The sequence below is a fragment of the Paraburkholderia sp. SOS3 genome (genome assembly GCF_001922345.1).
Lineage (GTDB): Bacteria > Pseudomonadota > Gammaproteobacteria > Burkholderiales > Burkholderiaceae > Paraburkholderia.
Map to the genome: position 1 here is coordinate 1,786,631 of NZ_CP018812.1, position 13,052 is coordinate 1,799,682.

At 63.9% G+C, this 13,052-nt stretch carries 12 protein-coding genes; 4 read left to right on the forward strand and 8 right to left on the reverse strand.

All coding sequences use genetic code 11. The annotated features are described in order from the left end of the window. The first annotated feature begins 285 nt into the window (after positions 1-285). From BTO02_RS35690 to pdeM, 4 genes are all read left to right on the forward strand, one after another. Positions 286-2,091: a hypothetical protein gene (locus BTO02_RS35690; protein WP_442953511.1), complete on the forward strand. Its 1,806-nt coding sequence runs from the start codon at positions 286-288 to the stop codon at positions 2,089-2,091. Further along, a complete protein-coding gene (locus BTO02_RS28035; protein ID WP_075160350.1) occupies positions 2,088-2,444 on the forward strand; it encodes an immunity 8 family protein in 357 nt (118 codons plus the stop codon). Before BTO02_RS35690 ends, BTO02_RS28035 begins: the two co-directional genes overlap by 4 nt. Before the next feature lie 577 nt (positions 2,445-3,021). Next, the gene (locus BTO02_RS28040; protein WP_075160351.1) at positions 3,022-5,676 is read left to right on the forward strand and encodes a ligase-associated DNA damage response DEXH box helicase; all 2,655 of its coding nucleotides are present in this window, start codon (positions 3,022-3,024) and stop codon (positions 5,674-5,676) included. After that, on the forward strand, positions 5,676-6,344 hold the full coding sequence (gene pdeM / locus BTO02_RS28045) for a ligase-associated DNA damage response endonuclease PdeM (RefSeq protein WP_075160352.1): 669 nt from the start codon (positions 5,676-5,678) through the stop codon (positions 6,342-6,344). The genes BTO02_RS28040 and pdeM overlap by 1 nt, the downstream gene beginning before the upstream one ends. A gap of 73 nt (positions 6,345-6,417) precedes the next feature. Here the strand turns inward: pdeM and BTO02_RS28050 are convergent, their stop codons facing one another. The 8 genes from BTO02_RS28050 to BTO02_RS28085 all read right to left on the reverse strand — a co-directional run bounded on the left by BTO02_RS28050 (position 6,418) and on the right by BTO02_RS28085 (position 13,048). After that, positions 6,418-7,173: a response regulator transcription factor gene (locus BTO02_RS28050; RefSeq protein WP_075160353.1), complete on the reverse strand. Its 756-nt coding sequence runs from the start codon at positions 7,171-7,173 to the stop codon at positions 6,418-6,420. A 489-nt stretch (positions 7,174-7,662) separates the two neighbouring features. Beyond that, positions 7,663-7,824, reverse strand: coding sequence for a hypothetical protein (locus tag BTO02_RS34885; protein ID WP_198039271.1), 162 nt, complete (start codon positions 7,822-7,824; stop codon positions 7,663-7,665). After that, positions 7,802-8,803: a cytochrome d ubiquinol oxidase subunit II gene (gene cydB, locus BTO02_RS28060; protein ID WP_075160355.1), complete on the reverse strand. Its 1,002-nt coding sequence runs from the start codon at positions 8,801-8,803 to the stop codon at positions 7,802-7,804. The genes BTO02_RS34885 and cydB overlap by 23 nt, the downstream gene beginning before the upstream one ends. Before the next feature lie 57 nt (positions 8,804-8,860). After that, positions 8,861-10,252 carry a cytochrome ubiquinol oxidase subunit I gene (locus tag BTO02_RS28065; RefSeq protein ID WP_075160356.1) on the reverse strand — a complete coding sequence of 464 codons (1,392 nt, stop codon included), beginning with the start codon at positions 10,250-10,252 and terminating at the stop codon, positions 8,861-8,863. A gap of 296 nt (positions 10,253-10,548) precedes the next feature. Next, a complete protein-coding gene (locus BTO02_RS28070) occupies positions 10,549-10,740 on the reverse strand; it encodes a 4-oxalocrotonate tautomerase (RefSeq protein ID WP_075160357.1) in 192 nt (63 codons plus the stop codon). Between the two features lie 42 nt (positions 10,741-10,782). Then, positions 10,783-11,559, reverse strand: a complete 777-nt coding sequence (locus BTO02_RS28075) for a class II aldolase/adducin family protein (protein ID WP_075160358.1) — start codon at positions 11,557-11,559, stop codon at positions 10,783-10,785. Between the two features lie 109 nt (positions 11,560-11,668). Then, positions 11,669-12,232: a GNAT family N-acetyltransferase gene (locus BTO02_RS28080; RefSeq protein WP_075160359.1), complete on the reverse strand. Its 564-nt coding sequence runs from the start codon at positions 12,230-12,232 to the stop codon at positions 11,669-11,671. Between the two features lie 168 nt (positions 12,233-12,400). Then, positions 12,401-13,048, reverse strand: a complete 648-nt coding sequence (locus BTO02_RS28085; RefSeq protein ID WP_075160360.1) for a TetR family transcriptional regulator — start codon at positions 13,046-13,048, stop codon at positions 12,401-12,403. Positions 13,049-13,052: the final 4 nt, after the last annotated feature.

Sequence of the window (13,052 nt, forward strand, 5' to 3'; positions counted from 1 at the left end):
GCAGTTGGACCCGAAAAGGATCTTCGCTGACGCCGGGCTCGATCACGCGATTCGGATCGCCAGGCGATAGTCGTCTTGCAGCGACTCCTCGAAATAGGCAGCCGGCGGACAGGCAGTTGATTCACAGGTGTTTTCGGAATTTTGTCGCGGTAAGGCGCGCGCTCGGCGGCGGCACGACGCCGACGCTAGCCGCGCAGCGCGACGATTTCGGTGGCCGGCCCCGTCGTGAACGAGGCGCAGACGCTGAACGCGTACTGGCACTCGCACTGGGTGCAGGAAACGGGCATGTTCAGCAGTGACAAGCGGCACGATACGTGGGCGTGCGGGTCGCCGGAAGAATGCACGCAACTGTATGGCAGCGCGTACACGAACACGGGCGGCGCGATCGATCCGCCGACGCCGGTCGGCAATATCGCAGCAACGATCCAGGCGCCGAATCTGTCGATCACGTCGAACGGGCAGATCCAGAACGTCGGCAACGTGATCGGCACATCGGTTTCGTTGACGGGTCAGCAACTGATCAACGGTATCACGACGGCTAATACGTATACGCCGCGCGTCAATGCGCCGTCGCAGGTTATTTCGTTGAGCCCGGTGAATTTGCCGGGGCTCAATCTTTCGACGCCGCGCCGTGTCGGTGATCCGTTGCCGACCGCGGTGGCCGGTCAGGCGGCCTTCGTCGACGGCTCGCTCGCGCCTTCGGCGATTGGCGACCTTGGTCCGCAGGATTTGCTGAACAACCTGCCGTCGAACCTGCAGCCGGGCTCGACGCTGTTCTACTACAACCCGCAGGAAGAGGACGTGTTGCTGCAGCAGGCCGCGCTGCAGCAGACGGGCAAGGCCAGCTTTATCGATGGGCTGAGCTACGACAGTATGAGCGGCGCGACGGTGACCGAGCAGGAGAAGGCGTACCTGTATCAGAACGCGATCGACTACGCGAAGGCGAACAACCTGCAGCTTGGCGATGCATTGACGCAGGCACAGGTGAGTGAACTCGACAAGCCGATGCTGTGGTACGTCGAGCAGACCGTGCCCGATCCGGATTGCAAGGCGACCGGTAACGCCACCTGTCCGACGATCACCGCGCTGATGCCGCAGGTGTATCTGCCGAGCGATACGAGTGCGATGTCGGCGGGTGGGAATAGCCCCCTTTATGTGATTGCTCATGCAGGACTCGGATGTGCCGCTGGGGCCGCTGAAGGAACAGGGTGCGCTGGTGGGGCGATTGGTGGGACTGTGTCGGCCGGGGTGAACCCGATCATCAACGGCAGTGGCAATCTTTCGCCAGCGGCGTTGGCCGGCATCGAAATGCTGGTGAGCGGGAGTGTTGCGGGCGCGCTCGGGTTCAATGTTCAGGGAGCAGCAACGGCGGCCCAGAACGAGACGCTGAACAACTTCTGTGAGCACAATTCGTGTGGCGCGGCACTGACCGCATTCCTGAACAACGTTAGCTCGGCGCTGAACGCTGGCGCGGACGTTCCCGTAATGGATGCGGCCGCGGGAACTGACGTGCTAGCGGGCATCGGGAATACCGCCCTGAACATTAGCAGTGGGTCACTGCCAGGCAGCGACAGTTTCGTGCCGTATTTCCAGTACAACAACCCGGCGCTTGGCGCGCTGGGTGAGACATACGCAACCTTGGGGCTTGGCGCGCTCGCTTTGTCGGCGTTCGAAGGTGCACTTGCCGCAAACACGGCGGGTACGTCAGAAGGCACGGCCAACGCAGCAACCCTTCAGGGTTTGAAGGGGCAGCTCGCGAACGAAAACTTGGCCAATATCGCTGCGCAGGACCCACGATTGGCGGCTGCGGTGAACGGTAGTGGCACCAGTAATATCAACTTCCCCATTGGAACAGGTACCGCGGCGGAAGCTGATACCCTTGGGCAAACGTGGGTCGGGGACGGCGCTCGGCCTATAAATGGCGTGCCGGGCGGTTTAGTGAGCGCCGACGGAACTCGGGTGTATAGGCCACCAACGGCTAAACCAAACACCCCTGTGCAATACGCCCCTACCGGTGTGCAGGCAAATTTCCAGCAACTGGAAAATGGCGTGGTTATAAGCAACGGACACTTGAACATCTCAAAGCCATGAAAGCAATCGTTAAGAGTATCGATACCGGTAGCCATGTGGCCTTCGACAAAGATTTGCCGGAGGACCAGATGTGCTTCGGCTTCTGGGTCACCGTGCAAGTTGGGCCAGATAACGAAGAGGGGGGACATCTGTATCAGATACTGGTATGCACCCCCGATTGGATCAAGACGAAATATCTTCATGCGGGCGCCGTATGGGGGCGTCATATGTTGATCGTCTCTCATTACGACTGCGATCGCATTAAGAGTGAGATTGCTCGGTATGTTGAAGGATGTACGGGGAAGAATTTTTGGGAGTTGGCGCAGAAGGTGGCGAGGATTGGTGCTTGGGAATTCGAGGACTATCAGGGTTAGCCGGGTGCCGTCGCGAATGCCGGTGTTGGTGACTTGTTGCCACAAACAGTGCAGCCGAGAGTGACTCGACTATTCAGTTCGGGGCTAACGACAATCAGAGCACCCACACCTTCCGTCACGTTATCGGCGGCGGCTCTGATGCAACCGCAGTTCAAAGCGCGGTGACAGGTGACCTCAACAATATCGGGGCGTCGTTGCCTCAGGGGCAGTGCACAGGCACCGTTGTTGTGAACGGGACGACCTTCAACTACAGTGCCTACAAGCTTCCGAACGGCACGATTAACGAATACCTGAACACTGCTTTATTTGCGAAGAAACTGCGGATATTCAAGATCGGCTGAGAGCATGCTTGTGCGGTTAGCCAATGGGCCTGGGCGCATGCTGATCTCCCGAGTTTGAAGCCCGCTTTCCCCGCCAGCCGATAATCTGCTCGAGCCCCGCGCATGACATGCGCCGAGGGTAACCAAGGCCCAAATCCACCCCCACCCCGGGCATGCCGCTTGCTCCCACCCGCAAGTCACAACAGAACATCGATCACACCAGGCGTCTGATCTCGCGTCTGTCACCCATGTCGCCAATGACTGATCCGATCGATCCTGCCCGCCACGCAGCGCGCGACACCGCCGCCACCGCCACCGACACCACAGACGGCGACCAGCCCGACGCTTCCACGACGCCGCCGACGCGCCACCGCGCGCCGCGCCCGCGTCGGATACCGAAAGCGCGCGTCGAACCGCCGCACGACACGTTCACATCAACCGTCTACTCGCCCGATCCCGAACACGCTGCACTGCCGTTCAACAGCCGCAAGCAGCAATGGTTCGACGCCCGCGGCTGGCAGCCATTCGACTTCCAGCGCGAGGTCTGGCGCGCGATTGCGGCCGGCTCGAGCGGCCTGCTGCACGCCACGACCGGCGCCGGCAAGACCTGGGCCGTATGGTTCGGCGCAATGGCGGCGTTCGGAGATCACCCGCCGCGCGCGCTCGCGGATCCGCTTACGGTCCTATGGGTGACGCCCATGCGCGCACTCGCCGCCGATACTGCCCGGGCGCTGCAAAGCTCCGCGCAAGGACTCGCCGTGCCCTGGACCGTCGGCCTGCGCACCGGCGACACCGGCTCGGCGGAACGCGCGCGCCAGAACCGGCGAATGCCGAGCGCACTCGTCACGACGCCGGAAAGCCTCGCGCTGATGCTCACGCGCAGCGACGCACGCGACGAGCTCAAGCACGTGCGCCTCGTGGTTGTCGACGAATGGCACGAACTGCTTGGCAACAAGCGCGGCACGCAGATGCAGCTCGCGATCGCGCGCCTCGCGGGCTGGCGCACCAATCTGCAAGTGTGGGGACTGTCGGCGACGCTCGGCAATCTCGAGTTCGCCGCCGATGTGCTGCTCGCGCCGGTTCGCACGCCGCGCTCAACCGTCAGCGGCATGCAACCGAAGGCGCTGATCATCGACACGCTGATCCCCGCGACGATCGAACGCTTTCCGTGGGGTGGCCACCTGGGCACGCGGCAGGTGGGGCCGGTCGCCGCGGGCATCGACGAAGCACGCACGTCGCTCGTCTTCACCAACACCCGCTCGCAGGCCGAGATCTGGTATCAGGCGCTGCTCGAAGCGCGGCCCGACTGGGCCGGGCTGATCGCGCTTCATCACGGCTCGCTCGCGCAAGAAGTGCGCGAATGGGTCGAAGATGGACTGAAGAACGGCAAACTCAAAGCGGTTGTGTGCACCTCGAGCCTCGATCTCGGCGTCGACTTTCTGCCGGTCGAGCGCGTGTTTCAGATCGGCTCGCCGAAGGGCGTCGCACGGCTCATGCAGCGCGCGGGACGCTCGGGCCACGCGCCCGGCCGCGCGTCGCGCATCACGATCGTGCCGACCCATGCACTCGAGCTGGTGGAAGCCGCCGCCGCGCGGCGCGCGGTCGAGGCGCAGCGGATCGAAGGCCGCGACACGCCGCACAAGCCATTCGACGTGCTGGTCCAGCATCTGGTCACGGTCGCGATCGGCGGCGGCTTCACCGCGCCCGATCTGCTCGACGAAATCCGTACGACCTTCGCATACCGCGACCTCAGCGCCTCAGAATTCGACTGGGCGCTGACCTTCGTCGAACGCGGCGGCGCATCGCTGCACGCGTATCCGGACTATCACCGTGTGGCACGCGACGATGACGGCATGTATCGCGTGCCGCGTGAAGACCTGATCAGGCGCCATCGCAACAATATCGGCACGATCGTCTCGAACGCGACGCTGCAAGTCGCCTGGCTCAGCGGCGGACGCATCGGCTCGATGGAAGAATCGTTCATCTCGCGGCTCAAGCCCGGCGACATCTTCACATTCGGCGGCCGGGCGCTGGAACTCGTGCGCGTGCGCGACATGACAGCGTATGTGCGGCGCGCGAGTTCGTCGCGAGGGGCGATGCCGCAGTGGGCGGGCAGCAAAATGCCCCTGTCGTCGGAGTTGGCGGACGCGACACTGGCGATGCTTGGGGAAGCCCAAGGCGGCGTCTACATCGAGCCCGAGATGATCGCGGTTCGGCCCTTGCTGCAACTACAGGCGAACTGGTCGGCGCTGCCGGAAGCCGGCGTACTCGTCGTCGAAGCGCTGCAAACCCGCGAAGGCCATCACTTCTTTTGCTATCCGTTCGCCGGACGCATTGCACATATCGGCCTCGCATCGCTGCTCGGCTGGCGCGCGTCGCGACATCAGCCGGGCACATTCTCGATCTCCGCCAACGACTACGGCTTCGAACTGTTGTCGTCGCAACCGTTCGACTGGGCGAGCCTGATTGCGGGCGGCCTGTTTTCCGCCACGCACCTCACGGACGACATCATGGAAAGCCTCAACGCATCGGAACTGGCGATGCGTCGCTTCCGCGAAATCGCCCGTGTTTCCGGGCTCATTTACCAAAGCCATCCGGGGCAGCACAAAAGCGCACGGCAATTGCAAGCCTCGAGCGGTCTCTTCTACGAGGTGTTCCGCAAGCATGACAGCAACAACCTGCTGCTCGCGCAAGCCGATTCGGAGGTCAGGTTGCAGGAACTCGAACTACGCCGCATCGAGCGCGCGCTCGTTGCGATGAATGCTTGCCGGCTTGCTTTGACGCATCCGAAGAAGCCAACACCGTTCGCATTCCCGCTGATCGTCGCGCGCATCCGCGAAAGACTCAGCACCGAAAAACTCGCCGACCGCATCGAGCGCATGCTGGCCGAGCTCGACAAGGCCGGACGCTGATGACTTTCCAGACCCTGACTGCCGAAGTGGGCGGCTTCGCGCTGCAACTGTGCGCACAGCGCGCCGCGTTCGACCCGCATCTGCGCAGCCTGTTCGTCGCGGATGCGCATTTCGGCAAAGACGCCGTATTCCGGGCGCACGGCGTGCCGGTGCCGGCCGGCGGTACGCATGACGATCTCGCGCGGCTCGATTCGCTGATCGCGACGCACCGGCCGGTATCGATCGTGTTCCTCGGCGATCTGCTGCATGGCAGGGCATCGCTCGGCAGCGCAACGGTGGGCGCGCTCGGCGAATGGCGTGCGCGGCATGCGTCTGTGCGCGTCGTGACAATCGAAGGCAATCATGACCGTAGCGCCGGAATCTTGCCGCCTTCGCTTGGCATCGAGACGGTGCAGGAGCCGTGGATGCATGGGCCATGGGCGCTGTGCCACTACCCGCAGGTGGTCGACGGTGCATACGCGCTCGCAGGCCACGAGCACCCGGTCTATGTGATCGCGAGCAGGTCGGATTCCGTGCGCGTGCCATGCTTTCGCTTTGCGGCGAAATACGGCGTGCTTCCGGCGTTCGGCGCATTCACGGGCGGATTCGTCGTCAACCAGCTTGCCGACGATGCGGCGATCTATGCAATCGCCCAGCACCGCGTCATTGCCGTTCGCGAGCGCCGATAGCTCGCGACGACCCGATCCGGAATCCGGGGCGCCCATCGAGCGAGCCGTTCGGGCGCATCGGCGACGCAGCCCATTACAGCACTTTTCCCGTCTCCAGCCATCCGTTGATCACCGCGATCGCCGTTGCCCGGTTATGCACGCCGAGCGCCCGGAAAATCACCGACAGATGCACCTTCACGGTCCCTTCGGCCACGCCGAGGTCGCGCGCGATCATCTTGTTGGTCCAGCCGCGATGCACGAGCCGCATGATTTCCTGCTGGCGCGGCGACAGGTTTTCGAGCAGATGCCGCTGATGCGGCTGCAGCGCTTCGACGCGCGCAATCGGTTCGGCCTCGGCCGCGCCCGCGGCAACCCCCGCGCTCGACGTCGAACCGGACGCCGTGCCCGACGCCGCGCCTGCAGTTTCCGGCAAGGTCGCGTCGCGCGCGCCGAGCAGGCTGAGTGCCTCCATCGGCACATACGCGCCGCCCGACAGCACGAGCTCGATCGCCTTCAGCATGACGCTCGACGGTTGCCGCTTCGGCACGAAGCCAAGCGCGCCGGCGGCCAGCACCGCGCGCATCTCGTCGGGCGACTCCTCGGCGGACAGCACGACGACCGGCAGCGCCGGATTCGCCTTCAGCAGGCTCTCGAGCGATGCGGCGCCGCTCATGCCGGGCATATGCAGATCGACGATCGCAAGGTCGTGGTTTGCATCGGGCCGCGCCAGCGCGGCAAGCGTTTCCCAACTCTCGGCTTCGTCGAACTGTGCGGCTGGATCGAGTCCGCGCAACAGTCCTTTGACACCCTGGCGGATCAGTTCATGGTCGTCGGCCACAAGAAACTTCATGATGTCTCCGCGAATTGGCCCTGCTGGTTCGTCCTGCTACCGCCGGACCGTCCATGCCGCCCACGCCGCATCGAGAATTTCCGCGTTGCGGCATGCGCGCCCCTGACGGCCAGCCGGCGCGGCTCGAAGTCCGCGTCCGGCGTCCCGCTCTGATTGCCGGTTGCTTATTGTTGGCGTCCTCGCCGGCGAAAGCAATCATGCCGTCGCCGGAGGCGGGTCCCTCGCGCCACCGCGATTGGCTTGCCGGCTGCGCGGCCCGGTACCGGGCCGGCGCGGCAGCGGCGGCGCAATGCGATGTCGAGTGGCGCGACGCGCAGGCGCCGCGGCCTGCTACGTAGACGAGTACGCCGAAACGTTTTTGAAGGGATGTCCGCGCGGCGAAGTGATAGCCGAAAGGCTTATCCGCACGCGGGTCGCGACGGGGACGGGCGACGCACGAGACGGAAGGGTTCGCCGCATGTCCGATGCATGCGGACGAGCCCATCCGGCCTAGCGGCTGACGGCGAACAGCGTCGCGTTCATCAGCACCTTGAACGCGAACCCGACCGTCATCGCGCTGCCGACACCGACACACCACAGCGCGACGAACCACAGCCAGCCGGGCAGGCGACGCGCGCTCGCTTCAGTTTCAGTGATAGTGGACTTCGCCATGACGCACCTTTCCGCGGAATACCCAGTAACCGAGCGTCGTGTACGCGATGATGATGGGCAGGATCACCGCGGCGCCCGCAAGCGTGAACATCTGGCTCGAGCGCGGCGCGGCCGCTTGCCAGAGCGTGACGCTCGACGGAATCGCATACGGCCAGAGGCTCACGAGCAGGCCGATATAGCCGAGCAGCACCAGCGCGAGCGCCAGCATGAACGGCGTGTTGTGATGCCGCTCGCGCACCGCGCGATACATGAAGAACGCGCACAGCGCGACGAGGAACGGCACCGGCAAAAGCCGTGCAAACAGATCCGACTCGAACCAGCGTTGCGCGATGTTCGGATCCTGCAGCGGGGTCCACAGGCTGACGAGTGCGATAAACACGAGCAGCACGATGGTCAGCGGCCATACGACGCGATGCAGGCGCCGTTGCAGATCGCCTTCGGTCTTCGCGACGAGCCAGCAGCAGCCGAGCAGTGCATAAGTTGCGACGAGCCCAAGCCCCGTTAGCAGCGAAAACGGTGTGAGCCAGCCGAACGCGCTGCCGGCGAAGCTGCCGTTTTCAACGGGGATGCCCTGCAGGAACGCGCCGAGCGCAATGCCCTGGAAGAACGCAGCGCCGGTCGACCCGCCGATAAACGCAAGGTCCCACAAATGTTTGGTGCGATTCGCCTTCGCGCGGATTTCGAACGACACGCCGCGGAAGATCAGACAGCCGAGCATGAACACGAGCGGCAGATACAGCGCCGGGAGCACGGTCGCATAGACCATCGGAAACGCGGCGAATAGCCCTGCGCCGCCGAGCACGAGCCACGTTTCGTTGCCGTCCCAGACGGGCGCGACGGTGTTCATCATCAGGTCGCGTTCCTTCTCGTCTGGAAAAAACGGATACACGATGCCGATGCCGAGATCGAAGCCGTCGAGCACGACATACAGCAACACACCAAGCGCGATGATCGCGGCCCACACTACAGTGACGTCCATCTTGTTCCTCGCAAATATCGATCAGGTTCAACGCGCGATGCAAACGCGGTATTCGAATCACGCAACCGGCAGCGCATGGCGGGCAGGGCGGCCGCGCGCGTCGTCGGGGACGCCGTCGGGTGTCGTGCCCGGCAGCGCGGGACCGTTGCGCATCAGCTTCAGCAGGTAGTAGACGCCGGTGCCGAACACGAGAAAGTAGATGACGATAAACGCCATCAGCGAGATGCCAACCTGCTGCGCCGTGAGCGGCGAGACCGCATCGACGGTGCGCTTCATGCCGTACACGACCCATGGCTGACGGCCCACCTCGGTCGTGACCCAACCGGCCAGCAGCGAGATGAAACCGGTCGGCCCCATCGCGACTGCAAAACGCTGGAACCATTTCGCTTCATACAGCCGATCGCGGCGGCGCATCGCCCAGGCAGTGATCGCGAACGCGATCATCAGCATGCCGAGGCCCGCCATCACGCGGAAGCTCCAGAACACGACGGTCGAATTCGGGCGGTCTTGCGGCGGAAATTCCTTGAGGCCGCGAATCTGGCCATCCCAGCTGTGCGTGAGAATCACGCTGCCCAGATGCGGAATCGACAGCGCATAGCGCGTGGTTTCTGCCTGCATGTCGGGAATGCCGAACAGATTCAGCGCGGTGCCATTCGTTTCGGTGTCCCAGATACCTTCGATCGCCGCGATCTTCGCAGGCTGATACTCGCGCGTATTCAGACCATGCTGATCGCCGACGAATGCCTGCACGGGCGCGAGAATCAGCAGCATCCAGAGCGCCATCGAAAACATTTTTCTCACGGCGGCGTCGCGCCGGCCCTTGAGCAGATGCCATGCGCCGACGGCCGCCACCACGAGCGCGGTCACGATAAAAGCCGCGAGCGCCATATGCGCGAGGCGATACGGAAACGACGGATTGAAAATGATCTTGAACCAGTCGACCGGCACGACATGGTTGTCGACGATCTCGATGCCTTGCGGCGTTTGCATCCAGCTATTCGACGCGAGAATCCAGAACGTCGAGATCAACGTGCCGATCGCGACCATCAGCGTCGCGGCGAAGTGTGCACGCGGGCTCACGCGCTGCCAGCCGAACAGCATGATGCCGAGGAAACCCGCTTCGAGAAAGAACGCGGTCATCACTTCGTACATCAGCAGCGGGCCCGTGACGGGTCCGGCGAAAGCGGAGAAGCCCGACCAGTTCGTGCCGAACTCGTAGCTCATCACGACGCCCGACACGACACCCATGCCGAACGCGACGGCGAAGATCTTCGACCAGAACAGGCACAGGTCCTTGTAGTACGCCTTGCCGGTTTGCAGCCAGCGCCACTCGAGCACGGCGACAAAGCTCGCGAGACCGATCGAGAGCGCGGGAAAAACGATGTGAAACGAAATGGTGAAGGCGAACTGGAGACGAGCCAGATCGAAGGCGGAGAGGGCGGTGTGCATTTTTCGATACCGGGAATCCGAACCACGCACGGCGACCCATGTCGGCGCGCACCTGCCTTTTTGTTTGGCAGGTGAACGCAAGCGTAAGGGAGTGTGAAAAATCGTGCTGCGCTGCGACGTGTGTCGAAATTACGCAGCGAGGCGCATTGCCGCAGCGGCTGCAGGCGGCATAAATATTTGATTGATATCAGGAAATGCGCATTGGATCGAAGCGCGCGGCGAACCGGGCGCCGATGCGGCGTGCGGCAATCCACCGCGCTGCAGCATCGGCTGAACGAGGCGGGAAGCGGGCGAAATCAGGTCTGCGGATCGGACCACAGGCGACCGCCCGTGGCCCAGTTTTCACGCGGCACGTCCACGAGAATGATGTCGACCGATGAAGGCTCGACCTTCAGCGACTCGCAAGTCGCTTTCGTGATCGCTTCGACGAATTCGCGCTTCTGCGCGACGGTGCGTCCCTCGAAGAGTTCGATGCGAAAGGTAGGCATAACTACGTCTCCTGGTTATGAAATGGTTGAAGCACTCCGGCTTCAGTCGCGATACGAGCGGTCGATGCGATCGAGCTTGCGCAGCAAGGCCGGCCATTCGATGCCGCCTTCAATGGCGCCGCCATCGTGGAGTTGCTCGGCCGCGCGCCCGGCAACCGCCGCGGACGGCAGCACGAGATGCGTGCCGCCCGCCTGCGCCTGCAGCTGGATTTCGCACGCCTTGATCAGCGTCGCCATCAGCACATACGCTTCGGCCACCGTGCGGCCTGCCGTCAACGTGCCGTGGTTGCGCAATAGCATGGCGGGCTTGTCGCCGAGATCGGCGACGAGCCGTTGGCCATCGGCCGGCGAGAACGTCACGCCTTCGTAATCGTGATACGCGAGATAACCGTGAAAGCGCAATGCGTGCTGCGAAGCGGGCAGCAAACCGGCAGGCTGGATCGACACCGCAATGCCCGCCGTGTTGTGCAGATGCATGACGCAGAACGCGTCCGCGCGCGCCGCGTGCACGGCCGCATGCAGCGCGAAACCTGTCGCGTTGACCGGATGCTCGCTCGCGCCGACGATATTGCCGTCGATGTCGATTTTCACGAGGTTCGAGGCGCACACTTCATCGAAGCCGAAGCCGAACGGGTTGATCAGAAAATGGCCCGGTTCGTCGGGAACGCTCGCGGAGATGTGCGTGTAGACGAGATCGTCCCAACCGTTCAACGCGGCGAGCCGGTAGGCGGCGGCGAGGTCGATGCGCGTGCGCTGCTCGGCCTCGGAAATCGGGCCGGACGCGGCGACGCGGCTCGCGGGGGTGTGGGCGAACGACATGGATGTCTCCTCGTGTGTACAGGGCGGATGCGAAGCATCAGCACGAGGATGATAGCGGGTTATGTCGAAGCGAGCCGGTCGGCGGGCGCATCGTCCGGCAGCGAGGCGTTTAGCCCGCGGCCGACATCTCGCCCGTATCGCCCAGCGCGCGCTGCATCAGCGTCGTATCGAGCCAGCGCCCATGCTTGAAGCCGACGCCGCGCAGCGTGCCGACAAGCTCGAACCCGGCCTGCCGATGCAGCGACAGCGAGCCGCCTGTGCCGCCGTCCGCGATGACCGCGATCATCTGACGCCACGGGCCGCGCTCGCATCGTTCGATCAGCGCCTGGAGCAGGGCGCGCCCGACGCCGCGGCCACGCAATGCATCGTCGACATAGATTGAGTCTTCGAGCGTGTGCCGGTATGCGATGCGCGGCCGGTACAGCGTCGCATAGCAGTAGCCGGCGACGCGGCCGTCGGTTTCCGCCACGAGATACGGCAAGCCGAGTGCGAGCACCGAGGCGCGCCGCGCGTGCAGATCGTCGACCGAAGGCGGCGTCTCTTCGAACGATGAGACGCCGGTCAGCACGTGGTGCGCGTAGATGGCCTGGATGGCGGGCAGATCCGCATCGGTTGCGTCGCGGATCGCCGGGCCGGACGAAGGGGGAGAAACGGCGGAACCAGGGGCATTCATTGGTGTTCGTTATCGGTCGTGCTTTGGCAGCCCTCAATATGCCCGATCAGTCGTGCAAATTGAAGCGCGTCAAAAACAACCGCTGTGCAGTCGATGCGCGATCCTGCCATGCTGGCAGCGTTGCGCTGCCAGAAGCGGGCGGCGGAAGGGCGCTAAAAATGCAGCCGGCTAACCCGCCGCGGTTTCCTGACGCCGCAGCGCCGGCGAATTCCTCAGCATGCCGATACACGCATCGGCAATCAGCTTCGCGTCGCGCGGCAAGTCCACCGACCCGTAGTCGAGCAGCCAGTCGCGCAGCACGCCGCCGAGAAACATCAGCATCAGGCCCGCGGCACGCGCGGTATCGAGTTCGCGCGGCAACTGGCCCTTGTCGATCGCGTTGCGCAGGCCCAGTTCCATGCGCGTGCGGCCGTCGCGCGCGGCGATGCGTTGCCGCTCGAGCACCGGCGCCATTTCTTCCGTGTATTCGCACTTCGTGAACAGCACTTCGAAAACGCGGCGGCTATGCGGCTCGATGGCGGCCTTGGCGAGACAGAACATGAAAAGATCGCGGATCCGGCCCAGTGGATCTGCTTCGCGAGGGTCGAACGTGGCGGTGACGAGCATTTCCATCGGCAGCTTCACGCGCTCGGCCATCGCACTGAACACTTCGCCCTTGTTCCTGAAGTGTCCATAGATGGCGCCGCGCGTGAGCCCCGCGTGCCCGGCGATCCGGGCGAGCGTCGTATGCGCGAAGCCGTGCTCGAAGAACGTCACTTCGGCCGCGTCGAGAATCTGATCGCGCGTCTTCAGCGCGTCTTCGCGTGTCCGTCTCATTGCC